The organism is Streptomyces sp. NBC_01474, from assembly GCF_035918215.1.
Classification (GTDB): Bacteria; Actinomycetota; Actinomycetes; order Streptomycetales; family Streptomycetaceae; genus Streptomyces; species Streptomyces aureus.
Genome location: NZ_CP109449.1, coordinates 7,294,280 through 7,319,857, shown reverse-complemented (window position 1 = coordinate 7,319,857; position 25,578 = coordinate 7,294,280). Strand labels below are relative to the sequence as shown.

Genomic DNA, 25,578 nt, shown 5'->3' with positions numbered 1-25,578 from the left:
GCGGCTCCTGCGGCGTCAGGCGAGCTGCTCATTGCGGTTCAGCCAGCGGTAGTAGAAGGAGGTGAAGACGGCGAGGAGCGACAGGAGCAGCACGCCGTACGCGGCGGACTGGGCGTAGTCGCGCGGCTGCTGGCCGAAGCCCAGGTAGTAGGCCCAGGTGACGAGGATCTGGGCATCGGGCGCGGTGTTGCCGAACAGCAGGAAGATGACGTTGAACTGGTTGAACGTCCAGATGACGCCGAGCAGTACGACGGTGGAGCTGACCGACCTGAGGCCGGGCAGCGTGACGTTCCAGAAGCGCTGCCAGGGGCTCGCGCCGTCCATCTCCGCGGCCTCGTAGAGCACCGGGTCGATCGACTGGAGGCCGCCGAGCAGCGACACCATCATGAACGGCACCCCGCACCAGGTGTTGACCAGGACGGCGGCCGAGCGCTGGAAGAAGGTGTCCTCCAGCCACTGCGGCTGCGGCAGGTGCAGCGAGCCGAGCACGGAGTTGATGATCCCGGAGTCGGACAGCATGATCCGCCACGAGAACACCGTGACGAACGTCGGTACGGCCCACGGCAGGATGAGCAGCAGCCGGTAGAAGGTGCGCCCGCGCATCTTCTGGTTGAGGAGCATCGCGAGGCCGAGCCCGATGACGTAGTGCAGGGCGACGCAGAGCGCCGTCCACACGATCGTCCAGATGAAGTGCGACCAGAAGCGGTCGTAGGAGGTCGGGCCCCACAGGATGTCGGCGTAGTTGCCGAACCCGATGAACTGGTACGTGGCGTCGATGTGGTTGACGCCGATCGTGCGCGCCGAGTTGAGGCTGTCGGCGTCGGTGAGCGTCAGGTAGAAGCCCCGTACCAGGGGATAGATCACGAGGACCCCGAGCACGACGACGACCGGCGCGATCATCGCGTACGCGTACCAGTGCTTCTGGTACGAGCGCCGCAGGCGCCCGAACGGGCCGGGGCGCGGCGCGCGGCCGCCGCGCGTCTTGGCGGCCGTGCTGTCGACGGCGACTGTCATGGTTCGGCACCTTCTGGGAATCGGCTGCTCAGTGCGTGCGGCGCGGCGCCGCCGGTTCCGCCCGCCCCCTCGCGGGCGGAACCGGCGGCAGCCGTCAAAGTGGGGTCACTTGCTGAAGTCGGGGACCAGCTTCGCGAACGAGGTCCGCGCGTTGCCGATGCCCTTGTCCAGGGACTCCTTGCCGGTGGCGACCTTGGGCCACTCGGTGTCGAGCGGGGCCCACAGCGAGCTGTACTCGGGCAGTTCGGGGCGCGGCTGGGCGACGGTGAGGGCCTTCTGGAAGCCGGCGATGCCCGGGTCGGTGACGACCTTCGTGGTGTACGCGTCCTCGCGCGTGGGCAGGGTCACGTTCTTGAGGGCGATCTGCTCCTGCGTGGCCGCGGAGGTCATCCACTTCACGAACTTGAGCGAGGCCTCCTGGTGGGCCTTGTCCGAGCCGGCGTAGACCGAGAGGTTGTGGCCGCCGGTCGGGGCGCCCGCCTTGCCGGTGGAGCCGGCCGGGACGGTCGCGATGCCCAGGTTCTCCTTGTCCTTGAACGCGGAGCCCTTGTAGAAGTTGGTGATCTCCCACGGGCCCTGGATGATCGCGGCGACCTTGCCGTTCACGAACGCGTCCTGGATGTGGGCGTACGCGTCGGCGGTGGCGTCGGCCTTGTGCAGGCCCTTGCCGTCGAAGAGGCCCTGCCAGGCCGTGAGGCCCTTCTTGGCCTCGGGCGAACCGATGGTGATCTTCTTCGCCGAGGCGTCGACGGTGTCGCTGCCCTCGCCGTACAGGAACGGCATGGAGTAGTAGCCCTGCGTGGAGCCCCAGTAGCCGTCGACGCCCGTCTTCGACTTGATCTTGGCGGCGTCGGCCTTCAGGTCGGCCCAGTCGGCGGGCGGCAGGTCGATGCCGGCCTTCTTGAAGAGGTCCTTGTTGTAGACGAGGGCCAGGGTGTCGGTGACCAGCGGCGTGCCGTAGGTCTTGCCCTCGAACTGGGCCTGCTTGATCAGGCTCGGCTGGAACTTGTCCTTCTCGGCGAGGGCCTCGGTGCCGTCGAGCGGCAGGAGGTAGCTCTTCTTCGCGAAGGCCGGCGTCCAGCCGACCTCGGCGCGCAGCACGTCGGGGGCGCCCTTGGAGCCCGCGGCGGTGTCGAACTTGTTCTGTGCCTGGTCGAAGGGGACGTTGACGTACTTGACCTTGATGCCCGAGTTCGCCTTCTCGAACTGCTTGACCAGGGCCTTGTACGTCGGTGCCTCGTTGGTGGCGTTCGACGTGTCCCACCACGTGATGGTGACGGGCCCCGAGGCCTTGTCGCTGCCACTGTCGCTGCCGCCGCAGGCCGTCGCCGCGAGGGCGAGGGACGCCACCAGCGCGGTGGCCGCTATGCCACGCCGCATGAGATCTCCTAGAGGGTGAAAGCCCGAAGTGGTGGGAGACGGTCCCGTCCGTACCCCTTGCCGACTCGCCGACCGCACCGTTGCCGCCGCCGGGCGACGTGAACGTAACAGCGTTGCAAGCGCGGCGAAAGACCTTGCAGAAAAATATTGCAAGAAGATCCAGCCGGTTATCGGTCCGTGACCTGCGCTCCGGGGCGTGCGGGCGCGTTGACCGGTCTGACAGGCCACGGATGCCTTGTGCAAGAATCTGCAAGCTCTTGCTACACCGGGCCGGCGCGGGGATCATCGGAACCCCATGGGCCCCACGCGAGCCACATGCAAGTCAGACGAGGGAGCGCCATGACGCAGCAGTCCGCAGCGGGCCGTTCAACTGCCCGCACGCGGCGACCGGTTGACGGTGGGCAGTCCGACGCGCGACCGGTACAGTCCCATCCCGTGACCGCGCGACTGGCCGACATCGCAGCGCAGGCGGGGGTCAGCGAGGCGACGGTCAGCCGGGTGCTCAACGGCAAGCCGGGGGTGGCCGCTGCCACCCGCCAGTCCGTGCTTGCCGCGCTCGACGTCCTCGGCTACGAGCGGCCCGTGCGGCTGCGCCAGCGCTCCGCCGGACTGGTCGGCCTGATCACGCCGGAGCTGGAGAACCCCATATTCCCGGCGCTCGCCCAGGTCATCGGCCAGGCCCTGACCCGTCAGGGCTACACCCCGGTCCTCGCCACGCAGACCCCCGGCGGCTCCACCGAGGACGAGCTCACGGAGATGCTCGTCGATCGGGGCGTCTCCGGCATCATCTTCGTCTCCGGGCTGCACGCCGACACCTCGGCGGACATGCAGCGCTACGAGCAGCTGCGCGCGCAGGGCGTGCCGTTCGTGCTGGTCGACGGCTTCTCGCCGAAGGTGCAGGCACCTTTCATCTCGCCGGACGACCGGGCCGCGATGCAGCTCGCCGTCACCCACCTCGTCTCGCTGGGCCACACGCGGATCGGGCTCGCCCTGGGCCCGAAGCGGTTCGTGCCGGTCCAGCGGAAGATCGAGGGCTTCGTACGCACGATGCAGGACCTCCTGCCCCTGTCCCCGCAGGAGATCGAGCGCGATCTGGTGCAGCACTCGCTGTACACGCTGGAGGGCGGCCAGGCCGCGGCCACGGCGCTCATCGACCGGGACTGCACGGCGATCGTGTGTGCCAGCGACATGATGGCCCTCGGTGCCATAAGGGCGGCGCGGCAGCGGGGCCTCGACGTCCCGTCCGACGTCTCGGTGGTCGGCTTCGACGACTCCCCGCTGATCGCCTTCACGGACCCGCCCCTGACCACGGTGCGCAAGCCGGTCCCGGCGATGGGCCAGGCGGCCGTCCGCACGCTCCTCGAGGAGATCGGCGGGACGCCCGCGCCGCACAGCGAATTCGTCTTCATGCCCGAACTGGTGGTCCGCGGTTCAACCGCTTCGGCCCCAGGGGACCGTCTGCCGCGCCCCTAGGTAAGCAGTCCTCCGCAGGACGTAGAGCGTGCGTGGATGACCCACCCGGGGGATGATCGAGCGAGGGGTCGGTATCTGGCAGACTCTGTCTCTATGGGTGAATCGACCGTGACGACACTGGAAGGCCAACAGGGGCCCACCACATCACCCATGGCGGATGACCGCCGCGATGGGCGGGGACCCCTCGGCCGTATACGCGCACCGCGTCGCCCCAGGCTCTGGTTCGAGATCCTGCTGATCGCGGTGAGCTACTGGACGTACTCCCTGATCCGCAACGCCGTTCCGGAGCAGCGGTCGCAGGCTCTGAGGAACGCCGACTGGATCTGGCGCATGGAGCACCATCTCTCCATCGCCGTGGAGCAGAGCGTCAACCACGCCGTGAATTCGGTGACATGGCTCATCGTCGGCATGAACTACTACTACGCGACACTGCACTTCATCGTCACGCTCGGGGTGCTCGTCTGGCTGTTCCGCTGCCATCCGGGCCGTTACGCGGCGGCCCGGACGGCGCTCTTCGCGACGACGGCGGTCGCCCTGGTCGGCTACTACCTGTACCCGCTCGCCCCGCCCCGCCTGATGAGCGGCGGGCACTTCATCGACACCGTCAGGGTCCACCACACCTGGGGCTCGATGGCGTCCGGCGACCTGAAACACATGTCGAACCAGTACGCGGCGATGCCGTCCATGCACATCGGCTGGTCCCTGTGGTGCGGCCTGACGATCTTCGCCCTGGCCTCGACGCCGTGGGTGCGGGTCCTCGGACTCCTGTACCCGGCACTGACCCTGGTCGTCATCGTCTCGACGGCGAACCACTTCTGGCTGGACGCGGTGGGCGGCATGGTGTGCCTCGCGTTCGGCTTCACGGTGGCGCGGCTCTGGTACGGGGCGCTGCCCTACACCATGCCGCGCCTCGTGCCGGCGCCCGCCACGTCCGGGGTCAGGCCCCCCGGTACGTGACGTGACCGCCGACCGCCGTCAGGCGGACCGGCGCCTCGGCCACCTCGTCGGCCGGGGCCTCGACCGGGTCGATGCCGAACGCCGTGAGGTCGGCCCGCAGACCGGGGGCGATACGCCCGCCGTCCTCACCGGCGGCCAGCGCCGCGTGTGATGTGCAGCCCTCCAGCGCCATGAGCCCCGTGAGCCCCTGCGCGGGTCCGGCGGCGCCCTCGGGGACCCGGGCCATGGACAGGACCCGGCGCACGTCGTAGTGCGCGATCGGCCAGTCCGAGCCCAGCGCGAGCACGGCGCCCGCGTCCCGCAGGTCCCTGATGCGCCAGGCGCGCGAGGCCCGGTCCGTGCCCAGGCGCTTCGACCACTCGTCGCCGTGGTCGCCGCGGGTGTACGCGGTGTGCGGCGGCTGCATCGACGCGGCGACGCCCAGCGCGGCGAACCGCGGGATCGTGTCGTCGGGGACCGTCTCGATGTGCTCGATCCGGTGCACGCCCCGGCCGCTCTCGCCCAGGGACTCGACGGTGTCCAGGACGTGCCGGACGGCCGCGTCCCCGATCGCGTGGGTCGCGGTGCCGACGCCCGCCGCGTGCAGGTACCGCACCGCGTCCGCGTACGCCTGCGGGTCCGGCCAGAACGCGTCGGTGCCCTGGCCGTGGCAGTCCGCGTGCTCCAGCCACGCGGTGCCGCCCTCGACGGTGCCGTCCATGAAGAACTTGACCCCGCCGACCCGCCAGTGCCGCCCGGCCTCGCGCTGGACGGCGATCAGCTCGTCCAGGCCGGCCTTGTCGACGCCCGGCATGCACCAGGGCGCGAGCCGCAGTCGCAGCGGCAGCACGGCCTCCTCCTCGACCGAGGCGAGCAGCTGCGGGACGTCACCGTGGCCGAGGTCCATGACGTGGGCCCCGGTCAGGCCCGTGGCGGCCATGTCGGACAGCAGCGCGAGCAGTCCGGCGCGGCGCTCGGCGAACGAGGGCCGCGGCATGACGGCGAGCATCAGGTCCATCGCGGCGTGCTCGACGAGGTGCCCGGTCGGGCGGCCGTCCGCGTCGCACACGATCTCGGCGCGCTGGACGAACTCGCGCGGCCCGGTGATCCCGGCCGCCGCGAGCGCGGCCCCGCCGGCCAGCGCGGAGTGCCCGTCGTAGAGGCGGACGAAGGCGGGCGCGCCGTCGAGGACGTCCTCGATCAGGGCGCGGTCGACGGCGCGGCCGCCGAACGCGTTGTGGTCGAGCCCCCAGGCGACGATCCAGCCGTCGACGCGGGGCGCCGAGCGCAGGGCCGCCCGCAGCTCGTCCAGGCTGCGCACGCCGGACAGATCCGTTCCGGTCGCCATCTCCAGGCCCCACACCGGGTGGCTGTGCGAGTCCACCAGGCCGGGCACGAGGGTCGCGCCCGTGAGGTCGACGCGTTCGGTGCTGGGTCCGTTCCAGTCGCGTACGACGTCCTCGGTGGCTCCCACGGCGGCGATCAGACCGTCGCGGACGGCCACGGCGGTCGCCTCGGGGAGCGCGGGGTCGAGGGTGCGGACGCGGGCGCCGGTGAGGAGGAGGTCGGCTGCGGGCATGGGGGTGAACTCCGTTCGGGTGGGGCTGTGTTCCGTGGGGGCAGGCTCTGCGGCCTACGCGTCGGCGGACGGTTCCGCCGCGAAGCGCTCGTACACGTCGGGCTTGGTGCGGCGCAGGCGCCGGGCGAGGGCGATGCCGAGGACGAAGACGGCGGGGGCCACGGCCATGAGGATCATGTTGACCAGGGAGGACGCACCCGTGAAGAGGTCGAGGTGGGTGCAGACCAGCACGATGGCGATGCTGAGGAGCACCGTCGCCGCGATCGGCGCGACGACCGTGCGCAGCACGCCCTCCTCGTGGGTGATGCGGCGGAAGTAGAACGGCACGGCGATCGCGGCGAGCAGCTGGAGCGCCATCAGGCCGATCATGCCGGGGGTGTTCACCCACAGGAGCAGCTGCGCGTACGGGTCGGCGCCCGCGGCCCAGAAGGCGAGGACGACGGCCGCGCCGAGCACGGTCTGCGCGACGCCCGCGAGGTACGGGGAGCGGTGCTTGGCATGGACCGTGCCGAACACCTTCGGCAGGACGCCCTCCTCGGCGAGCGCGAGCCCGTAGCGGTTGATCGCGTTGTGGAAGGCGAGGAGCGAGGCGAGGACGCTGGTCACGATCAGGATGTGCATCAGGTCGGCCGCCCAGCCGCCCACGAAGGTGGTGATGGCGGAGAAGAACAGGCCGGCCGGGTCGCTGCCCGCCGCCTGGACGACGTGGGCGTCGCCGAAGGCCTGGATGCCGGTCCAGACGATGAACGCGTAGAACAGGCCGAGGAAGGCGACCGCGATGTAGGTCGCGCGGCGCACCGTACGGCCGGGGTCGCGGGCCTCGCGGCGGTAGATCACGGTCGACTCGAAGCCGGTGAACGCGGCGAAGGCGAAGGCCAGTACGGCGGCGGTGCCGGGGACGAGCACGTTGCCCGGCGCGAAGGACGCGGCGGACAGGCCGTGCGCGCCACCCTTGAGGAGCACGCCGCCCGCGAGCAGGACGAGGATGCCGGTCTCGGCGCAGAGCAGGACGCCGAGGAGTTTGGCCCCGAAGTCGATGGACCGGAAGCCGCCGTACCAGATGAGCACGAGCCCCGCGAGGGACACGGGCAGCCAGGGGATGTCGATGCCGAAGAGGGCGTGCAGGGTGTCCTGCGTGGCGGTGCCGAGCAGGCCGTAGACGCCGATCTCCATGCCGTTGTAGCCGACCATGGCCAGCAGCGCGGCGCCGATGCCGACGGAGCGGCCGAGGCCGCGCGTGATGTACGCGTAGAAGGCGCCGGCGCTGCGGACGTGGCGGCTCATCGTGGTGAAGCCGACGGCGAAGACGGCGAGCGTCAGACCGGCGAGGAGGTAGCCGACGGGGGCGCCGATGCCGCCGAGCGCGATGGCGAACGGGGCGACGCCCGCCATGACGGTGAGCGGGGCGGCGGCGGAGACGACGAAGAAGGCGATGTCGGCGGTGCCGAGGGTGCCGGCGCGCAGGGTGGGCTCCGCGGCGGTCGCGGTCGCGCTGTCCTGCGTCTGCGGTGAGGTGACGGGCATGGGGAGGGAAGCCCTTCTGGCGGCGGGGGACGGGGGTCCCGGAGGCGTCGTCCCGGTGGCCGGGAAACGAAACCTAAAGGCTTTCGGTTTCGGCAATGTAGCCTCCCTTTGGGCATTCGGGAAGACCTCAGATTCGGAGCACGCACGATGGGACGGCCGAGCAAGCCACTGCTGGACAGGGAGCGGATCACCACGACCGCGCTCGAACTCGTCGATGAGAAAGGCGACTTCAGCGTTCCGCGGATCGCCGCCAAGCTCGGGGTCCAGACGGGATCCGTGTATCACCATGTGGACGGCCGGGACGGGATCGTGGAGCTGCTGCGCGAGCGGGTCGCCGCCGCGATCGACCCCGCGACGCTCGCCCGCGACGAGCGGCCGTGGGCCGAGGCCCTCGCGGACTGGGCCCGCTCCTACCGGGCCGCCTTCGCCGCCCACCCCAAGGCGATCCCGCTGCTCACGACGTCACCCGTGCGGGCCCAGCGCGTCCTCGACCAGTACGAGCTCGCGGCCGGGCTCCTGCTGGACGCCGGGTTCGCCCTGCCGGACGTGATGCCGGTGATCATCGGCCTGGAGAACGTCGTACTCGGCTCCGCCCTGGACATGGCGGCGCCGGAGGCGATGTGGGAACTGGCCGACGAGACGGCGACGCCACGGCTGGCGGCGGCCCTGGCCGCGATGGGCGCGGGCCGCGCCGACGCGGCGTTCGAACTGGCGCTGACCGGGTTCCTCACCCACGTGTCCGCGCTGCGGAGGTGACCCGCGGGGGCTACGCCCCGTAGAAGCGCTCCTCCATCACCGCGCGCGCCCGGCGCGTCATGCGGCGGTAGTCCTCCAGCATGTCGCCGACGTGGCCGGGGTCGTAGCCCAAGTACCGTCCCACGGCCGCGAGCTCACGCCCGTCGGACGGGAACGTGTCGCCCGGGCGGCCGCGCACCAGCATGACCGCGCCGCGCACGCGGGACGCGAGGACCCACGCCTCGTCGAGGATCGCCGCCTCCTCTCCCGGGATCAGCTCCGCCGCGCACGCCGCGGCGAGCGCCTCACGGGTGCGGGTCGTGCGCAGCCCCGGCTCCGCCCACCCGTGCTGGAGCTGGAGGAGCTGGACCGTCCACTCGACGTCGGAGAGCCCGCCGCGGCCCAGCTTCGTGTGCAGCGTCGGGTCCGCGCCGCGCGGCAGCCGCTCGGACTCCATACGCGCCTTGAGCCGCCGGATCTCGCGCACGGCGTCCTCGCCGAGCCCCTCGGCCGGGAACCGCAGCGGGTCGATGAGGTCGATGAAGCGCCGCCCCAGGTCCAGGTCGCCCGCGACCGGTTCGGCCCGCAGGAGCGCCTGCGACTCCCACACCAGGGACCACCGCCGGTAGTACGCGTCGTAGGACTTGAGGGTGCGCACGACCGGCCCCGACTTGCCTTCGGGCCGCAGGTCCGCGTCGATGAGGAGCGGCGGATCCCCGCTCGGCAGGGCGAGCAGCCGCCGCATCTCGGACACGACGCGGTTCGCGGCCTTCGCCGCCTCCTGGTCGTCGCCGCCCTCGCGCGGCTCGTGCACGAACAGCACGTCGGCGTCCGACCCGTAGCCGAGCTCGTGTCCGCCGAACCGCCCCATGGCGATGACGGCGAACCGGGTGGGCAGCTCGTCCCCCCATCCCTCGCGCACGACGGCCCGCAGCGTCCCGGCGAGGGTCGCGGCCGTGATGTCGGAGACCGCGCCGCCGACCCGGTCCACCAAGGCGCCCTGGTCGGCCTCGGCGGGCGTGTCCTCGGTGCCGTACGAGGCGATGATGTCGGCGGCCGACGTACGGAACAGCTCACGCCGCCGCACACCGCGGGCCGCGGCGACGGCCTGCTCGGCGCCGTCCGCGCGCCCGACCGCGGCGAGCACCTCCTGCTCCAGCTGGGCGTGCCCGCGCGGTTCGAGGCCCCGCTGGTCGCCGAGCAGCGCGACGGCCTCCGGCGCCCGCATCAGCAGATCGGGCGCGAGCCGGCCGGCCGAGAGCACGCGTGCGAGGTTCTCCGCGGCCGCGCCCTCGTCCCGCAGCAGGCGCAGGTACCAGGGCGTCTTGCCCAGCGCGTCGGACACCTTGCGGAAGTTGAGCAGCCCGGCGTCCGGGTCGGCGGAGTCGGCGAACCAGCCGAGGAGCACCGGGAGCAGCGTCCGCTGGATCGCCGCCTTGCGGGTCACGCCGGACGCCAGCGCCTCCAGGTGCCTCAGCGCGGCGCTGGGGTCGTGGTAGCCGAGGGCGACGAGCCGTTCGCGGGCCGCCTCGGTGCTCAACCTGGTCTCGCCGGAGGCGAGTTGGGCCACGGCGTCGAGCAGCGGCCGGTAGAAGAGCTTCTCGTGCAGGCGCCGCACGACCGAGGTGTGACGGCGCCAGGCCCGGTGGAGTTCGGTGATCGGCTCGGTCCGCATACCCATGGAGCGCCCGGTGCGCCGCAGGTCCGCGTCGCCCTCGGGGACGAGGTGCGTACGCCTCAGCCTGTAGAGCTGGATGCGGTGTTCCAGGGTGCGCAGGAAGCGGTAGGCGTCGTCGAGCTGGACGGCGTCGACCCGCCCCACGTACCCGCCGTCGGCGAGGGCGGCCAGCGCGTCCAGGGTGGTGCCGCTGCGCAGCGAGAGGTCGGCCCTGCCGTGCACCAACTGCAGGAGCTGTACGGCGAATTCGACGTCCCGGAGCCCGCCGGGACCCAGCTTCAGCTCCCGGTCGACCTCACCGGCGGGGATGTTCTCGACGACGCGCTTGCGCATCTTCTGCACGTCGGGCACGAAGTTCTCGCGCTCGGCGGCCTGCCAGACGAGGGGCGAGAGCGTCCTGACGTACGCGTCGCCGAGGACGAGGTCACCGGCGACGGGCCGCGCCTTGAGCAGCGCCTGGAACTCCCAGGTCTTGGCCCACCGCTGGTAGTAGGCGAGATGCGAGGAGAGCGTCCGCACGAGGGGGCCGTTGCGCCCCTCGGGGCGCAGATTGGCGTCGACGGGCCAGATCGTGCCTTCGACGGTCGTGTCGGAGCAGATCCGCATCATGTGCGAGGCGAGCCGGGTCGCGGCCTGGATCGCCTTGCCCTCGTCGGCGCCCTCGACGGCCTCGCCGACGAAGATGACGTCCACGTCGGAGACGTAGTTGAGCTCGTGGCCGCCGCACTTGCCCATCGCGATGACCGCGAGCTTGCACAGCGCGGCGTCCCCCGGCGCGTCCGCCTGCGCCATGGCGAGGGCCGCGCGCAGGGTGGCCGTGGCCAGGTCGGCGAGTTCGGCGGCGGTCTGGGTGATGTCGGTCGTCCCGCACACGTCACGGGCGGCGATCGACAGGAGGCAGCGCCGGTAGGCGACCCGCAGGGAGTTCGGGTCGACGGCGTCCGCGAGGCCCCGCTCGAACTCCTCCACACCGGGGTGCAGGTCGGACGGCTCGTAGGTGACGAGGGCCTGCCAGTCCAGCGGGTGCCGGGCCAGATGGTCGGCGAGCGCCTCGGAGGCGCCGAGGACGGCGAGGAGCCGGTCGCGCAAGGGCTTGGCCGTGATGAGCGTGTCGAGGAGCTCCCGGCGCTCGGGGTCACCGGCCTGCGCCTCGACGAGCCGGACGAGCCCGAGGAGGGCCAGATCGGGGTCGGCGGTGGCGCCGAGGGCGTCGAGGAGCAGCGGGTCGGAGCGCACGGCGGAGAGGCCCGGCACGTCGAGGAGCCGCTCGGCGGCGGAGGGATCCGTGAAACCGTGCCGCAGCAGCCGCGTGAACGTACTGCTCCTGCGCCCTTGCGGCACCGACATCGCACGGCCTCCTGTTCGATCACGCACTGGTCCAGAGCCTAAGGCTTCGCCGGTGAGTTCCGCCCGCGTGCGGGGTCTGCCCTTTGACGGGAGCATCGGGAGACACGGTACGGCCGGACGGGCGCCGGCGCTTCGCGCAGCCGGCACACACTCACGTCTGAGAACGCAGTCGGAAACCGCAGCCGGAAAGGGAGCACCCATGGACTGGACCCTCGAAGTGGTCGTCGTGCCCGTCTCGGACGTCGACCGGGCGATGGACTTCTACGCGAACGGGCTCGGCTTCAAGGTCGACGTGGACCAGGTCGTCACGGAGGGCGTCCGGATCGTGCAGCTGACGCCGCCGGGGTCGCGCTGCTCGATCGCCCTGGAGCAGGGCCTGCCGGTCGCGCCGGGGCAGCAGGCGATGCGGCCGGGGTCGCTGACCGGCATCCAGATGTGCGTGACGGACATCGACGCGGCACGGGCCGAGCTGCTGGAGCGGGGCGTCGATGTGAGCCCGGTGCAGCACGTGGGGGCCAAGGGCTGGGAGGACGGGCCCGGCGACGTCTGGAACTCGTTCATGTTCTTCGCCGACCCGGACGGCAACGGCTGGACGGTGCAGCAGGCGCCGGCCCCGCTCCCGGAGCGCTGAGGTTCACCCGCCCTTCACATGTGCGTGGGACAGGAGCATCTTGGCGTGTGCATGCTCTAGCCGCACCGCCGCCGTCTCTCTCCCCCACCGGAGGTCTCACGTGCTTGGCAGATCACTGTTCCGACGCGGCCTCACCGCGGCGCTCGCGTCGGCCTTCGCCCTGACCGCCGCCGCGGTCGCGCTCTGGTCCGGTGTGGGCGGCTCGTCCGCGCAGGCCGCGGCGGGCGTCCCCACCCCGGACCACACCGTGGTCGTGGTCTTCGAGAACCACGCCTACAACCAGGTGATCGGCTCCTCCAGCGCCCCGTACATCAACAGTCTCAAGACGAACGGCGCCAATCTCTCGGCCTCGTACGCGCTGACGCACCCGAGCCAGCCGAACTACTTCGCACTGTTCTCGGGCGCCACCCAGGGCATCACGGACGACAGCTGCTACACGCCCGGCTTCTCCTCCCAGCCCAACCTGGCCTCCGAGCTGATCGCCGCCGGCAAGACCTGGGGCAGCTACAACGAGGGCCTGCCGAGCCAGGGTTCGACCACCTGCTCGTCCGGCGACTACGCCCGCAAGCACAACCCGTGGTTCGGGTTCAGCAACGTCCCCACCTCCACGGCGAAGACGTTCGCGCAGTTCCCCTCGGACTACTCGACACTCCCCCAGGTCTCCTTCGTGGTCCCCGACCTGTGCAGCGACATGCACGACTGCTCGGTGTCGACCGGTGACACCTGGCTGAAGAACAACCTCTCCGCCTACGCGACCTGGGCGAAGACGCACAACAGCCTCCTCGTCGTCACCTTCGACGAGGACAACCGCCTGGCCGGCAACAAGATCCCGACGGTCCTCTACGGCCAGCAGGTCACCCCGGGCGCCACCTCGGCGACCACCTACAACCACTACGACGTCCTGCGCACGATCGAGGACATGTACGGCCTCCCGCACGCGGGCAACGCGGCGTCGGGCAAGGACATCACGGGCATCTGGACGTCCTGACATGTACGTAGCGGACAGCCGCGCCACGGCGTCCGCGGAACCCGCCGCCCGGCCACCGGCCGGGCGGCGCGGCGCCGCGATCGCCCCCACGGTCCTGGCCCTCGGCTCGGTCAGCCTGATCACCGACGTCTCGTCCGAGATGGTCACGGCCGTCCTGCCGCTCTACCTCGTCGCGGGACTCGGCCTCTCCCCCCTCGGCTTCGGCCTCCTGGACGGCGTCTACAACGGCTTCTCGGCGCTGGTGCGCCTCGTCGGCGGCCACTTCGCGGACCGCGGAGGCGGCCGCCACAAGACCGTCGCCCTGTTCGGCTACGGGCTGTCGGCGCTCTGCAAGCCCCTGCTCCTGCTGGCCGCCACGCTCCCCACGATCGGCATGGTCCTGGCGGCCGACCGCACCGGGAAGGGCCTGCGCACGGCTCCGCGGGACGCCCTGATCTCCCTGAGCAGCACCCCGGCCACCCGCGGCAGGGCCTTCGGCGTGCACCGGGCGATGGACACGACGGGCGCCCTCCTCGGCCCCCTCGCCGCCTTCCTGATCCTGCGCGCGACGACGGACGGCTACGACGCGGTCTTCACCGTCAGCTTCTGCGTCGCGGCCCTGGGCGTACTGGTCCTCCTGCTCTTCGTCCCCCGCCGGCACGAAGCCGAGCGGGTGAGCGCCGAGGACAGCCGCCCCGCACCCGCGCAGGAGACCACCAAGGTCAGCCGTCCCGCACTCGCGCGCCCCACCTTCCGGTCCGCGCTCGCTCTCCTGCGCCGCCGCGCAGTGCGCCGCACCACCGTCTGCGCCCTGCTCCTCGGCCTCGCCACGGTCAGCGACTCCTTCATCTACCTGCTCCTCCAGCGCCGCCTCGGCGTCCCCGACCAGTGGTTCGCGCTGCTCCCCCTGGGCACGGCGGCCGCGTTCCTGCTCCTGGCGGCGCCCCTGGGCCGGCTCGCGGACCGCCTCGGCAGCTGGAGCGTGTTCCTCGCCGGCCACGCCGCGCTCCTCGCCGCGTACGGCCTGCTGCTCTCGCCGTGGCACGGCTCCGCCCTGCCGTACGCGATCCTGGCGCTGCACGGCTGCTTCTACGCGGCGACGGACGGCGTCCTGATGGCGGCGGCCTCCACCGCCATCCCCCAGGAGCTGCGCTCGTCGGGGCTCGCCGTCGTCCAGACCGGCCAGGCGCTGGCGCGCTTCGTCTGCTCGATCGGCTTCGGCGCCGCCTGGACGGCGTGGGGCGACCGCACGGCTCTGGGCGCGGCCACGGTCGCGCTGGCGGCCGGCGCGGCGGTGGCGTACGCCTTCCGGCCCACAGCCCCCACCCCCGCGGAGGTAGTACCCGCATGACGACACGTAACAGGCTGCTCGTCCTCGTCGCCACGGTCATCGCCCTGGCGGCCGTCGCGACCGCCTCGGTCTGGCACGCGGCGGCGCGCGCCGACCGCAGGAACGAGGCGCACGCGGGCGGCCCGATGGTCACGTCGGGCCGGGTGACCCTGCCGGCCGGAGCCACCGCGGCTCCCCGCCACCTCGTCTTCCGCAACATGGCGTGGGGCCCCCACCGGGACGAGCTCACCACGGTCCCGGCGGGCCGACCGGACGCGCCCCGCACCGCGTCGGGCGTCAAGTGCCTGCGTTTCTACGCCGCTTCGGGCACGGCCGTCTGCCTGCGGGCCGAACGGGGCGCGATGCAGGACACGTACACGGCGCGCGTCCTGGACGCGCGGCTCAGGGAGAAGGCCCACTACGCGCTGCCGGGCATCCCGTCCCGCGCCCGTGTGTCGCCGAGCGGGCGGTACGCGGCGTGGACGGTGTTCGTGGGCGGCGACAGTTACGCGGGCACGAACTTCTCGACGCGGGCGGCGATCGTGGACACCCGCACGGGCCACCTCACGCCGACGCTGGAGGACTTCCGGGTCGTCAAGGACGGCCGGACCTACCGCGCGGCGGACGTCAACTTCTGGGGCATCACGTTCGCGGCGGACGACCGCCACTTCTACGCGACGCTCGCGACGCACGGGAAGACCTACCTCGTACGGGGCGATCTGCGCACCCGCACGCTGACCACCGTCCACCAGAACGTCGAGTGCCCGTCCCTCTCCCCCGACGGCACCCGCATCGCGTACAAGAAGCGCGTGAAGGGCCTTTCCGTGGACGCCCCTTGGCGGCTGTACGTACTCGACCTGCGCACGCTCCATGAGACGCCCCTGGCGGAGACGCGCAGCGTCGACGACCAGGCGGTCTGGAGCGACGCGCACACGCTCACGTACGCGCTGCCGGGCGACTACGGCGCGGACCTCTACACCGTCCCGGCAGACGGCACAGGCGCTCCGCACCGCCTCACGAAGGCCGCGGTGTCACCGGCGTACCTGTGACGGGCCGCGATCCGGAACCACCCATGCAGGTGGCAGACGGGCCCGCGACCCGCGAGGCTGGGGCGATGGACATGACCCTGGAAGTGATTCAGCTGCCCGTCTCGGACCTGGACCGGGCGAAGGACTTCTACACGAACAAGGTCGGATTCGGCGTCGACGTGGACCGCGAGGTGATGCCGGGCGTCCGGATCGTCCAGCTCACCCCGCCCGGCTCCGGCTGTTCGGTGACGCTCGCCGAGGGCGTCCCGAACCCCACGGGCACCCCGCAGCCGGGCACGTACCACGGCCTGCAGCTCGTGGTCGCGGACATCAAGGCGGCCCACGCGGAGCTGACGGCGCGTGGCCTCGACGTGTCGGAGCCCCAGCAGTACGCCCCGGACGACGGCGGCACGTTCATGTACTTCACCGACCCGGACGGCAACGGCTGGGCGATCCAGGAGTACCGCAAGCGCGCCACGCAGCCGCTGCACGAGTTGCTGAGCGAACAGCACCGGAGCTGACCCGGCTCACGGCTCCGGGATAAGCCGCACCACCGTCACGACCAGGATCGACCCGGACACGTAGTACCGGACGATGACGCCGCGCACGGTCGCCTCCCTGCGGTCCGCCCACCGGCCGATGGGGAGGGACCCGTGCCCGTACGGGTCGACGCCGAGGGTGCGTTCCAGCTCCGCCCTGAACGGCACGGGTCCCGCCATCTTCGCGAGGGTGTCGTCGGCGGGCGGCGCGTACGAGATGCGGTGGCGACGGCGATGACGGTGGCTCACGCGGCTCCGGCCCTCTCCGCTTCCTCGCGGGCGAGCCGGTCCATGATGGCGTCGGCGGCCGGGTCGGGCACGGCCTCCAGCATCCAGTGCCGCATCACGGCGTGGATCTCGTGCACCCCGGCCGCGTTGATCTCCCGGTCGAACTCGTCGCGCCGGTGCTCCGGCAGGGCGTCGCGGATGGCGGGGATGCTGTTGGGCACCTCGACCTCGACCCCGTCGACGAGGGTCTTGAGCGGTTCGGCCATGATGCGCTCCCTTCTCGCTCCCCGACCACCGTAGCGACCGGCAGAACGCCAAAGGGGCGGGACGCGCCTCGCGCCCCGCCCCTCCAAGTGCCTTACCGCACCGGCAGTTTCTTCCGCAGTTCGGAGCGTGCGGCTAGCTGGTGCGGACCAGCAGGGACACCGTGAGGCCGGTGGGGCGCGCTTCTGCGGACACCTTGTAGCCGGCCTGCAGCGCCGCCGCCTGGGTGGCGGGCAGCCCTTGCAGCGGATCCGGCACGTTCCCCTCCACCACCACCCAGATCCGCTTCTCGCCCCGCAGGCACCGGGCCGGCTCGGGGCACTCGGTCGCCGCCAGGTCGTTGCGCCGGACCGGTGACTCGGAGAGGAAGACGTCGCGCAGCTTCAGGTCGCGGGGAAGGTAGTAGCTGACGCCCAGCGAGAGGGCCTCCTCCTGGACCCGGTTGTAGACGATCGCGTCGCCGGGAGCGTAGCCCTGCTGGATGGTTCGCGCGGCCGCGGCGAAGTCGGGGCCGCCCGACCAGTAGTGCGCGAGCGGCTCGCGCATGGATTTCTGGTCCGAGAGCGTGAGCAGGGTGAGGACCGCGAGGACCGCCGCGATCGCCCGCCGGGACCGTGCCCCGATGGCAAGTCCGGCCCCGGCCAGCATCGCGAGCGCCGGCAGGGTGAACAGCATGTAGCGGAAGTAGAAGTACGAGATGTGTCCGTGGGACACCGCCCAGATCAGCAGGACGGGCGCCACGGCCGACACGGTGCAGAAGACGACGGCGTCGCGGCGCGCCTGGCAGGCGACGAGGGCCAGCAGGAGCACCGTCCCCGCGCACAGGCCGGAGTAGAACAGCTGGGACCAGATGTCGATCAGGCCCCACGTCCCCGGCTCGGCGATCCACCAGATCTGCCGCGCGGTCTGCGCCCTGCCCAGCACCACGACCGGGACCAGCCAGACGACGCCGGCCAGGACTGCGCAGCCGAAGCCGAGCCAGGTCCGGCGCTCGCGCCGGGCCCGCATGGCCACCAGGACCAGATGCCCGATCAGGCACGTCAACGCCATCAAGTGGAACAGTCCGACGGCCGTCAGGGCGAGCGCGTAACCCGCCCATCGCCCCGGGCTGCCGGGACGGTCCAGGGCCCTCAGCAGCAGCAGCGCGGACAGGATCACGGCCAGCATCACCAGGGCGTAGGGGCGGGCCTCGTGGGCGAAGCGGCTCACACCCGGGATCAGGGCGAACAGCAGACCGGCGGCCAGTCCCGCGCGGTGGCCGAACAGCCGCCGCCCGACCAGCGCGACACAGCAGGCGGCACCGGTCATGGCCAGCGCCGAGGGCAGGCGCAGGGCGAGGGCCGAGTCACCGAAGACGCTCGTCCAGGCGTGCAGGATCAGGTAGTACGTGCCCAGCACCCCATCCACCCGCTGCACCGTGGCCAGCACCTGGCCGACGCTGCGGCCGGACATGTCCCAGCTCGTCAACTCGTCGCGGCTGAGGAGCGGTTCGCCGATCCGGTACATCGCCAGGACGAGAGTGACCATCGCCGGGCACCACCACAGACGGACCGCCGTCGCCTTCCGGTCGCCGTGCTGTGCTTCGTGGGCCGGATCGTCGTCCGTGCGCGGAGCGGTAGGGGAGAGAGTTGCCATGGCGAAAGCCATAGCGGCGCGGCGGCGCGGGCGTCCGCCGTGACCCGCCCGTTGGGGGCGGCTTTCCCCTGTTCGGCCCTGGGCTGTTACGGAGCCGGGCCCACGGGAAGCCGTCCCTGCCGGTTCTTACGGAGGGGCTCCCGGCATCAGCCAGTGAGTGACCGTGCCCGGGACGGCCAGGAGTTCGTGGCCCGGGTGGCCCCGACGGCCCCGCCCTCGAACCCGACCGCTCCTTCACATGGACCCACAGTGAACCGCTCCCTGTTTCTCCCGTGCCGCCGGCGTAACGCTGCCGTGGCAGCGTCCCGATGGACGGCCGATCACGAAGTCGACGATCCCGCAGGGCCGTGGACAGCATGTACGGCGGCAAAACTGTCATGTAGGTCAACGCCTGCCGCAGTGGAGCTGTCCCTGATCATCAAGGTTCGCTGCGCAGGTGCCCTTCGGCGTCCGGCTCCGACCTTGAAGGGTCAGTGTTTCGCGAGCCGGAACGACTTCCCCAATGCCACCCCGGCGGGGGCGTTGCCGACGGGGATCGGGGAGCCCACGACCGCGTTGGTCCTGGTGTCGATCACCGACACGCTGTCCGAGCCGGAGTTGGCCACGTAGGCGCGACCGCGGAGGGCGTCGGTGGCCACCCAGGCGGGGCCGTAGCGGACGGGGATCGGGGAGCCGACGACCGCGTTGGTCCTGGTTCTGATCAGCGACACGGTGTTCGAGTCGGAGTTGGTCACGTAGGCGCGGCCTCGGAGGCTGTCGACGGCCACCCCGGCGGGGAGTCCGCCGACGGGGATCGGGGAGCCCACGACCGCGTTCGTGTCCGTGTCGATCACCGACACGGACTTGGAGATGCCGTTGGTCACGTAGGCGCGGCCTCGGAGCCTGTCGACGGCCACCCCGGCGGGGCCTTTGCCGACGTGGATCGAGGGCCCGACGACCTTGTTGGTCTTGGTGTCGATCACCGACACGGACTTGGAGATGCCGTTGGTCACGTAGGCGCGGCCTCGGAGCCTGTCGACGGCCACCCCGGCGGGGCCTTTGCCGACATGGATCGGGGAACCCACGACGGTTTTGGTCCTGGTGTCGATCACCGACACGGTGCCTGAGCCGGAGTTGGCCACGTAGGCGCGACCGCGGACGCTGTCGACGGCCACCCCGGCGGGGCCTTTGCCGACATGGATCGGGGAACCCACGACGGTTTTGGTCCTGGTGTCGATCACCGACACGGTGCCCGAGCCGGAGTTGGTCACGTAGGCGCGACCGCGGACGCTGTCGACGGCCACCCCGGCGGGGCCTTTGCCGACGCGGATCGGGGGGCCGACGAACGTGTTGGTCCTGGTGTCGATCACCGACACGGTGCCCGAGCCGCCGTTGACGACGTAGAGGCGATCACTGCGCCGGTCTTTGTGCGGCGCTGCAAAGGCGTGAGGAGCCGTGGCGGACAGGAGGGCGACGGAGCATGCCGCCAGGATGACGCTCAACCGGTCGAGCCGCCGGCGCCGTGCGCTACGGCGTGGGGATGCGGGGACGTCGCCTGGCGGAAGCTCAGGGAGAGTTCGGGACATTCTTCCTCCAGGCCGGTCGACTCTTGAGGGCCGTCATGATGAGTGCGACGGCTGAGCAGCAAAGAGCGTCCACGACCGTCACAGCACATCCTTCGGTCCGCCACGGTGCTCTGCCAGCCGGACTGCGCTGAACGTGATCGCTTGCCGGGACTTCTCCCATGAGTTCGGGAACCGAGGCCGCGGCCGAAGGCAGCGGGACGATCCCGGCCGAGCCCCTCGAAGCGTGGCAGCGAACAGTGCCGCAGGCTGACCCGCGCGCCCCTCGGCGATGTGGACGTCACGCAGTACGAGCAGGAGTCGTGCGACCTCAGCCACTGCGACACCTCCCGATGGGCGTCCTGGCCGAGCATCGGAGCACGCAGCTGAGGCCCTGGTCCGGTTACCCCTGTGCCGCTCAAGTGATCCGGGAGGCCTGTCCGGTGGTCCGATCCGGCGGCCCACGGCCCACAGACGGCCCGGCCCTCGACGCACGCGACGGGGCCGCCGGTCACAGACCGACGGCCCCAGCGGCTCGACGCGGTGCGAAACCGCTCTGACCTGCGCTTACAGCACCGGCAGGTTCTTCCGCAGTTCGAAGGCGGTGACCTCGGAGCGGTACTCCTCCCACTCCTGCTTCTTGTTGCGCAGGAAGAAGTCGTACACGTGCTCGCCCAGGGTCTCGGCGACGAGTTCGCTGCGCTCCATGAGGGCGATGGCCTCGCCGAGGTTCTGCGGCAGCGGCTCGATGCCCATGGCGCGGCGCTCGGCGTCGGACAGGGCCCACACGTCGTCGTCGGCACCCGGCGGGAGCTCGTAACCCTCCTCGATGCCCTTGAGTCCGGCGGCGAGCAGCACGGCGTACGTCAGGTACGGGTTCGCGCCCGAGTCGATGGAGCGGACCTCGACGCGGGCGGAGCCGGTCTTGCCGGGCTTGTACATCGGGACGCGGATCAGGGCCGAGCGGTTGTTGTGGCCCCAGCAGATGTACGAGGGGGCCTCGCCGCCGGCGCCGGCGGTGCGGCCGCCGCCGCCCCAGATGCGCTTGTAGGAGTTGACCCACTGGTTGGTGACGGCGGAGATCTCGGCGGCGTGCTTGAGCAGGCCGGCGATGAAGGAGCGGCCGACCTTGGACAGCTGGTACTCGGAGCCGGACTCGTAGAACGCGTTGCGGTCGCCCTCGAAGAGGGAGAGGTGCGTGTGCATGCCGGAGCCGGGGTGGTCGGAGAACGGCTTCGGCATGAAGGTCGCCTGCACGCCCTGCTCCAGCGCCACCTGCTTCATGACGAGCCGGAACGTCATGATGTTGTCGGCCGTGGAGAGCGCGTCGGCGTACCGCAGGTCGATCTCCTGCTGGCCGGGGGCGCCCTCGTGGTGGCTGAACTCGACCGAGATGCCCATGGATTCGAGCATGGTGATCGCCTGGCGGCGGAAGTCCATGCCGACGTTCTGCGGGGTGTGGTCGAAGTAGCCGGAGTTGTCGGCCGGGGTGGGGCGTGAGCCGTCGAGCGGCTTGTCCTTGAGGAGGAAGAACTCGATCTCGGGGTGCGTGTAGAAGGTGAAGCCCAGGTCCGAGGTCTTGGCCAGAGCCCGCTTCAGCACGTAGCGCGGGTCCGCGAACGACGGGGAGCCGTCGGGCATCAGGATGTCGCAGAACATCCGCGCGGTGCCGGGCGCCTCGGCGCGCCAGGGCAGCACCTGGAAGGTCGACGGGTCAGGCTTGGCGATCATGTCGGACTCGTACACACGGGCGAAGCCCTCGATCGCGGAGCCGTCGAAGCCGATGCCCTCGTCGAAGGCCTGCTCCAGCTCCGCCGGGGCCACGGCCACCGACTTCAGGAAGCCGAGGACGTCCGTGAACCACAGGCGGACGAACCGGATATCCCGCTCCTCGAGCGTCCGGAGCACGAATTCCTGCTGCTTGTCCATCTTCCGCTTCCACCCATCCTTGCTGGTCAGGCCGCCTGCGTCCGCTCCCTGCGGGACACCGTCGGCAGGCTCCTGAGCATCCCACCACATCACCGTTTCATGCGCGTTGCCGACCTTGATCGACTGGCCGACCCGGGCCCGAACATCGTGCGAACGGCAGATGTATACGACTCCGTGCCCATAGTGCCTGCTGGGGCCCCTCGTCCCATAGTCCCTGCCGCCCGGAGCACCGGCTACACGGCATGGCAACGGCCCCCCGCTCCCCACTACGATCAGCGGACCCGTTCAGCCGTCCCGCCCCTTTCCCAGAAGGACTCACCATGGGTTCCGCCAAGAACACCGGCTCCGCGACGCGCAAGGCCCGGATAGAGGAGATGCGCCGTGCCGACCGCTCCCGCGAGCGCCGCGGCCGTGTCCTGACCATCGTGGTGAGCGGCGTCGTCGTCGTCGCTCTCGCCGGCGTCGGGGCGTGGGCCGTCACGAAGGGGGACGACTCGTCGAAGGACACCGCGGACGCGAAGTCGTCGGCCGGGTCGTTCAAGACGGGCGCGGACGGCGTGAAGACCTGGACCGGGAAGCTGACCCGCAACCACGTCGCGAAGAAGGTGACGTACCCGATGACGCCGCCGGTGGGCGGGGACCACAACCAGGTCTGGATGAACTGCAACGGCGACGTCTACAAGAAGCCGATCGCGAACGAGAACGCGGTGCACGCCCTGGAGCACGGCGCGGTCTGGGTGACGTACACGGACAAGGCCGACCCGGGCGACGTGCAGAAGCTCGCGGCGAAGGTCCGCCAGACGCCGTACTCGCTGATGAGCCCGGACAAGGACCAGAAGGACCCGATCATGCTGAGCGCCTGGGGTCACCAGCGGACCGTGAAGAGCGCCACCGACCCGGACGTGGCCTCGTTCTTCTCGACGTTCGTCCAGGGCAAGCAGACCCCTGAGCCGGGTGCCGCCTGCACCAACGGTCTGTCCCAGTGAGGCGCGCGGCCTGGATCGCGCCGGCCGTGGCGGCGGTGCTCGTCGCGGGCGGGGCGGTCACGTACGCGGTCGCGGACGGGGACGGCGGCGGCTCGTCGGCCGTTCGGGTGCCGGGCGCCGAGTCCGCCGACGCCGGGTTCGCGCGGGACATGGCGGTCCACCACCAGCAGGCCGTCGAGATGTCGTACATCGTGCGCGACCGCACCGATGACGAGGAGGTGCGCCGCCTCGCCTACGACATCGCGCAGACGCAGGCCAACCAGCGGGGCATGCTGCTCGGCTGGCTCGACCTGTGGGGGCTGCCGAAGGTGTCGGCGAAGCCGCCGATGTCCTGGATGGGCATGGGTGACATGCCGCCGGGGCAGGACGGCGCGCTGATGCCGGGCATGGCCACGAACACACAGCTCGACGAGCTCCGCAAGGCGAACGGCAAGCGGGCCGAGGTGCTGTACCTCCAGCTGATGACCGCGCACCACAAGGGCGGCGTCCATATGGCCGAGGGGTGCGTCGAGCGCTGCGGGGTCGGGGTGGAGAAGCGGCTCGCGGCGGGCATGGTCGCCTCGCAGAAGTCGGAAATCGACCTGATGGCAGGGATGTTGAAGGACCGGTCGTAGGCAGGGGGACCCCGGGAGAACCTCAGGGAAACCCCCACCCCGATCACGTACCGCCCCAAATCGCCCTCGGATGGCGTTCCTTGGGCTCTTCTTGGCGCTTCCATTCCCCTTGCATGAACGGTTCGGCGCAACAGTGATCAGTTGCGTGCGCAGCTCGAACGGCGCACGCGCATCACAGTCGCCACACGCGACGAACCACATCGCAGGGGGTTGTATGAGATCCACCCGTGCCGCGGCCCGCGCCGGGCTCAGCCTGGCAGCGACACTGCCACTGCTCGCCGGCGCGCTCGCCATCGCAGCACCCGTCGCCCAGGCCGACCCGAACCCGGGCGCCCGCGACGCACTGACCGGCACCAAGCCGCTGTGGGCAACGGCCAAGGCCGACCAGGGTGCCACGTCGAACAGCTCCACCGTGCACGCCCGCGTCTACCTCGCGGGGCGTGACGCGGCGGGCCTCGCGGCGTACGCGAAGGCCGTGTCCGACCCGCAGTCGGCGTCGTACGGCAAGTACCTCAGCGCCAAGCAGGCCCAGGCCCGCTTCGGCGCGACCAAGGCCCAGATAGCCGAGGTCACGAAGTGGCTCGAGTCCTCGGGCCTCACCGTGACCGACGTCAGCACGCACTACATCTCCGTCTCAGGCGAAGTCGCCGCCGCCGAGAAGGCGTTCGGCGCCCAGCTGCACAACTACGCCAAGGGCAAGCACACCTACCGCGCGCCCACGGCCGCCGCGACGGTGCCCGCGTCCCTGAACGGCGCGGTCCTCACCGTGACCGGCCTGGACAGCGCGCCGCACAAGGCGGACCACGACGAGACGCTGCCGCCGCCGGACGCCGTGTTCCACAACGCCGGCCCCTTCTCGTCGTACTACGGCTCGAAGACGGCGAGCACCGCGCCCTCCGCCTACGGCCAGAAGGCCCCGTACGCGGTGAAGGGCTACACCGGCAAGCAGCTGCGGGCCGCCTACGGCGCCGGCACGAAGACCGGCAAGGGGGTCCGCGTCGCCATCACCGACGCGTACGCCTCGCCGACCATCGCGAAGGACGCGGCCACCTACGCCAAGCGCAACGGTGACGCGGCCTACCGCAGCGGCCAGTTGAAGCAGGTCCTGCCCGCGGACTACACCAAGACCGAGGAGTGCGGGGCGTCCGGCTGGTACGGCGAGGAGACCCTCGACGTCGAGGCCGTGCACGCCGTGGCTCCCGCGGCCGACATCACCTACGTCGGCGCCGCGTCCTGCTACGACGACGCGCTGCTCGACTCGCTCGGCAAGATCGTCGACGGCCACCTCGCCGACATCGTGTCGAACTCGTGGGGCGACATCGAGGCCAACCAGACCCCCGACCTCGCCGCCGCGTACGACCAGATCTTCCAGTACGGCGCGATTGAGGGCATCGGCTTCTACTTCTCGTCCGGCGACAACGGCGACGAGGTGGCGCACACCGGCACGAAGCAGGTCGACGTGCCCGCCAACTCGGCGTGGGTGACGTCCGTCGGCGGTACGTCGCTGGCCGTCGGCAAGGGCGACAAGTACCAGTTCGAGACCGGCTGGGGCACGCTCAAGGCCAGCCTGTCGGCCGACGGCAAGAGCTGGGACGCCTTCCCCGGGGCGTACACCTCGGGTGCGGGCGGCGGCACCAGCAAGACGGTGAAGCAGCCGTTCTACCAGAGCGGTGTCGTCCCGAACTCGTTGGCGCGCGCCAACGGCGGCTCGCAGAAGATGCGTACGGTGCCGGACATCTCCGCGGTGGCCGACCCGAACACCGGCTTCCTCGTCGGCCAGACGCAGACGTTCCCCGACGGCTCGCTCAAGTACGACGAGTACCGCATCGGCGGCACGTCGCTGGCGGCGCCCGTCATCGCGGGTGTGCAGGCGCTGGTCCAGGAGGCCCGCGGCGGGCACGCGCTCGGCTTCGCCAACCCGGCGATCTACGACCGCTCCGGTTCGAAGATCTACCACGACGTGACGGACAAGCCGAACGGCCATGACCTCGCGGTGGTCCGTGTCGACTACGCGAACGGGTTCGACGCGGCCGACGGCCTGCTGACCTCCCTGCGCAGCCTCGGCAAGGACAGCTCGCTCAAGGCCGTCCGCGGCTACGACGACGTGACGGGTGTCGGCTCGCCGGCGCCGGGCTATGTGACATCCTTCGGCCGTCGCTGACCCGAGAAGAGCGGCGCCCGTCCCGGGGGACATCCCCGGGACGGGCGCCGCCCTCAATT

General features: G+C 71.2%; 21 protein-coding genes. 11 read left to right on the top strand and 10 right to left on the bottom strand.

The window, feature by feature from the left end; genetic code table 11:
* Nucleotides 1-15: 15 nt before the first annotated feature.
* Nucleotides 16-1,014 (bottom strand): carbohydrate ABC transporter permease, encoded by a 999-nt coding sequence (locus OG758_RS33350; RefSeq protein ID WP_326713315.1) that lies wholly within the window; start codon nucleotides 1,012-1,014, stop codon nucleotides 16-18.
* A gap of 105 nt (nucleotides 1,015-1,119) precedes the next feature.
* Nucleotides 1,120-2,394: an extracellular solute-binding protein gene (locus OG758_RS33345; protein WP_326713314.1), complete on the bottom strand. Its 1,275-nt coding sequence runs from the start codon at nucleotides 2,392-2,394 to the stop codon at nucleotides 1,120-1,122.
* 435 nt (nucleotides 2,395-2,829) lie between these two features.
* On the opposite strand from OG758_RS33345, the gene OG758_RS33340 reads away from it, so the two are divergent.
* Nucleotides 2,830-3,867: a LacI family DNA-binding transcriptional regulator gene (locus tag OG758_RS33340; RefSeq protein WP_326713313.1), complete on the top strand. Its 1,038-nt coding sequence runs from the start codon at nucleotides 2,830-2,832 to the stop codon at nucleotides 3,865-3,867.
* 93 nt (nucleotides 3,868-3,960) lie between these two features.
* Complete coding sequence (locus tag OG758_RS33335) at nucleotides 3,961-4,824, top strand: phosphatase PAP2 family protein (RefSeq protein ID WP_326713312.1); 864 nt, start codon at nucleotides 3,961-3,963, stop codon at nucleotides 4,822-4,824.
* Here the strand turns inward: OG758_RS33335 and OG758_RS33330 are convergent.
* A complete protein-coding gene (locus tag OG758_RS33330; protein WP_326713311.1) occupies nucleotides 4,805-6,382 on the bottom strand; it encodes an amidohydrolase in 1,578 nt (525 codons plus the stop codon). The two genes, OG758_RS33335 and OG758_RS33330, sit on opposite strands and share 20 nt — an antisense overlap.
* Nucleotides 6,383-6,436: 54 nt before the next feature.
* On the bottom strand, nucleotides 6,437-7,906 hold the full coding sequence (locus OG758_RS33325) for an APC family permease (protein ID WP_326713310.1): 1,470 nt from the start codon (nucleotides 7,904-7,906) through the stop codon (nucleotides 6,437-6,439).
* A gap of 147 nt (nucleotides 7,907-8,053) precedes the next feature.
* On the opposite strand from OG758_RS33325, the gene OG758_RS33320 reads away from it, so the two are divergent.
* Complete coding sequence (locus tag OG758_RS33320) at nucleotides 8,054-8,662, top strand: TetR/AcrR family transcriptional regulator (RefSeq protein ID WP_326713309.1); 609 nt, start codon at nucleotides 8,054-8,056, stop codon at nucleotides 8,660-8,662.
* A 10-nt stretch (nucleotides 8,663-8,672) separates the two neighbouring features.
* On the opposite strand, the gene OG758_RS33315 is transcribed toward OG758_RS33320, so the two are convergent.
* On the bottom strand, nucleotides 8,673-11,666 hold the full coding sequence (locus tag OG758_RS33315; RefSeq protein WP_326713308.1) for a bifunctional [glutamine synthetase] adenylyltransferase/[glutamine synthetase]-adenylyl-L-tyrosine phosphorylase: 2,994 nt from the start codon (nucleotides 11,664-11,666) through the stop codon (nucleotides 8,673-8,675).
* A 199-nt stretch (nucleotides 11,667-11,865) separates the two neighbouring features.
* Between OG758_RS33315 and OG758_RS33310 the strand changes: the two genes are divergently transcribed.
* The 5 genes from OG758_RS33310 to OG758_RS33290 all read left to right on the top strand — a co-directional run bounded on the left by OG758_RS33310 (nucleotide 11,866) and on the right by OG758_RS33290 (nucleotide 16,143).
* The gene (locus tag OG758_RS33310; RefSeq protein ID WP_326713307.1) at nucleotides 11,866-12,297 is read left to right on the top strand and encodes a VOC family protein; all 432 of its coding nucleotides are present in this window, start codon (nucleotides 11,866-11,868) and stop codon (nucleotides 12,295-12,297) included.
* Nucleotides 12,298-12,397: 100 nt separating this feature from the next.
* The gene (locus OG758_RS33305; protein ID WP_326713306.1) at nucleotides 12,398-13,285 is read left to right on the top strand and encodes an alkaline phosphatase family protein; all 888 of its coding nucleotides are present in this window, start codon (nucleotides 12,398-12,400) and stop codon (nucleotides 13,283-13,285) included.
* 1 nt (nucleotide 13,286) lies between these two features.
* On the top strand, nucleotides 13,287-14,615 hold the full coding sequence (locus OG758_RS33300; protein ID WP_326713305.1) for an MFS transporter: 1,329 nt from the start codon (nucleotides 13,287-13,289) through the stop codon (nucleotides 14,613-14,615).
* Entirely contained in the window at nucleotides 14,612-15,643 is a 1,032-nt protein-coding gene (locus tag OG758_RS33295; protein ID WP_326713304.1) for a TolB family protein, read from the top strand. The genes OG758_RS33300 and OG758_RS33295 overlap by 4 nt, the downstream gene beginning before the upstream one ends.
* 65 nt (nucleotides 15,644-15,708) lie before the next feature.
* Nucleotides 15,709-16,143: a VOC family protein gene (locus OG758_RS33290; RefSeq protein ID WP_326716120.1), complete on the top strand. Its 435-nt coding sequence runs from the start codon at nucleotides 15,709-15,711 to the stop codon at nucleotides 16,141-16,143.
* A 6-nt stretch (nucleotides 16,144-16,149) separates the two neighbouring features.
* Here the strand turns inward: OG758_RS33290 and OG758_RS33285 are convergent, their stop codons facing one another.
* The 5 genes from OG758_RS33285 to OG758_RS33265 all read right to left on the bottom strand — a co-directional run bounded on the left by OG758_RS33285 (nucleotide 16,150) and on the right by OG758_RS33265 (nucleotide 21,758).
* Complete coding sequence (locus tag OG758_RS33285) at nucleotides 16,150-16,341, bottom strand: hypothetical protein (protein WP_100592578.1); 192 nt, start codon at nucleotides 16,339-16,341, stop codon at nucleotides 16,150-16,152.
* A 65-nt stretch (nucleotides 16,342-16,406) separates the two neighbouring features.
* Nucleotides 16,407-16,655, bottom strand: a complete 249-nt coding sequence (locus OG758_RS33280; protein WP_116502412.1) for a hypothetical protein — start codon at nucleotides 16,653-16,655, stop codon at nucleotides 16,407-16,409.
* Between the two features lie 133 nt (nucleotides 16,656-16,788).
* Nucleotides 16,789-18,288, bottom strand: coding sequence for a glycosyltransferase family 39 protein (locus OG758_RS33275; RefSeq protein WP_326713303.1), 1,500 nt, complete (start codon nucleotides 18,286-18,288; stop codon nucleotides 16,789-16,791).
* A gap of 470 nt (nucleotides 18,289-18,758) precedes the next feature.
* Nucleotides 18,759-19,769 (bottom strand): YncE family protein, encoded by a 1,011-nt coding sequence (locus OG758_RS33270; protein WP_326713302.1) that lies wholly within the window; start codon nucleotides 19,767-19,769, stop codon nucleotides 18,759-18,761.
* A gap of 627 nt (nucleotides 19,770-20,396) precedes the next feature.
* Nucleotides 20,397-21,758, bottom strand: a complete 1,362-nt coding sequence (locus OG758_RS33265) for a glutamine synthetase family protein (RefSeq protein ID WP_116503685.1) — start codon at nucleotides 21,756-21,758, stop codon at nucleotides 20,397-20,399.
* Nucleotides 21,759-22,078: 320 nt separating this feature from the next.
* On the opposite strand from OG758_RS33265, the gene OG758_RS33260 reads away from it, so the two are divergent.
* From OG758_RS33260 to OG758_RS33250, 3 genes are all read left to right on the top strand, one after another.
* Nucleotides 22,079-22,744 (top strand): DUF3105 domain-containing protein, encoded by a 666-nt coding sequence (locus OG758_RS33260; protein WP_326713301.1) that lies wholly within the window; start codon nucleotides 22,079-22,081, stop codon nucleotides 22,742-22,744.
* A complete protein-coding gene (locus OG758_RS33255; RefSeq protein ID WP_266564932.1) occupies nucleotides 22,741-23,358 on the top strand; it encodes a DUF305 domain-containing protein in 618 nt (205 codons plus the stop codon). Before OG758_RS33260 ends, OG758_RS33255 begins: the two co-directional genes overlap by 4 nt.
* Nucleotides 23,359-23,572: 214 nt before the next feature.
* Entirely contained in the window at nucleotides 23,573-25,519 is a 1,947-nt protein-coding gene (locus tag OG758_RS33250; protein WP_326713300.1) for a S53 family peptidase, read from the top strand.
* The last annotated feature ends 59 nt before the right edge of the window (nucleotides 25,520-25,578 follow it).

Coding starts and splice junctions, on each gene's coding strand:
- OG758_RS33275 (WP_326713303.1), bottom strand. CDS start 18,288: ATGGCAACTCTCTCCCCTACCGCTCCGCGCACGGACGACGATCCGGCC.
- OG758_RS33285 (WP_100592578.1), bottom strand. CDS start 16,341: ATGGCGGGACCCGTGCCGTTCAGGGCGGAGCTGGAACGCACCCTCGGC.
- OG758_RS33325 (WP_326713310.1), bottom strand. CDS start 7,906: ATGCCCGTCACCTCACCGCAGACGCAGGACAGCGCGACCGCGACCGCC.
- OG758_RS33280 (WP_116502412.1), bottom strand. CDS start 16,655: ATGGCCGAACCGCTCAAGACCCTCGTCGACGGGGTCGAGGTCGAGGTG.
- OG758_RS33330 (WP_326713311.1), bottom strand. CDS start 6,382: ATGCCCGCAGCCGACCTCCTCCTCACCGGCGCCCGCGTCCGCACCCTC.
- OG758_RS33320 (WP_326713309.1), top strand. CDS start 8,054: ATGGGACGGCCGAGCAAGCCACTGCTGGACAGGGAGCGGATCACCACG.
- OG758_RS33345 (WP_326713314.1), bottom strand. CDS start 2,394: ATGCGGCGTGGCATAGCGGCCACCGCGCTGGTGGCGTCCCTCGCCCTC.
- OG758_RS33295 (WP_326713304.1), top strand. CDS start 14,612: ATGACGACACGTAACAGGCTGCTCGTCCTCGTCGCCACGGTCATCGCC.
- OG758_RS33310 (WP_326713307.1), top strand. CDS start 11,866: ATGGACTGGACCCTCGAAGTGGTCGTCGTGCCCGTCTCGGACGTCGAC.
- OG758_RS33350 (WP_326713315.1), bottom strand. CDS start 1,014: ATGACAGTCGCCGTCGACAGCACGGCCGCCAAGACGCGCGGCGGCCGC.
- OG758_RS33300 (WP_326713305.1), top strand. CDS start 13,287: ATGTACGTAGCGGACAGCCGCGCCACGGCGTCCGCGGAACCCGCCGCC.
- OG758_RS33315 (WP_326713308.1), bottom strand. CDS start 11,666: ATGTCGGTGCCGCAAGGGCGCAGGAGCAGTACGTTCACGCGGCTGCTG.
- OG758_RS33335 (WP_326713312.1), top strand. CDS start 3,961: ATGGGTGAATCGACCGTGACGACACTGGAAGGCCAACAGGGGCCCACC.
- OG758_RS33290 (WP_326716120.1), top strand. CDS start 15,709: ATGGACATGACCCTGGAAGTGATTCAGCTGCCCGTCTCGGACCTGGAC.
- OG758_RS33265 (WP_116503685.1), bottom strand. CDS start 21,758: ATGGACAAGCAGCAGGAATTCGTGCTCCGGACGCTCGAGGAGCGGGAT.
- OG758_RS33250 (WP_326713300.1), top strand. CDS start 23,573: ATGAGATCCACCCGTGCCGCGGCCCGCGCCGGGCTCAGCCTGGCAGCG.
- OG758_RS33260 (WP_326713301.1), top strand. CDS start 22,079: ATGGGTTCCGCCAAGAACACCGGCTCCGCGACGCGCAAGGCCCGGATA.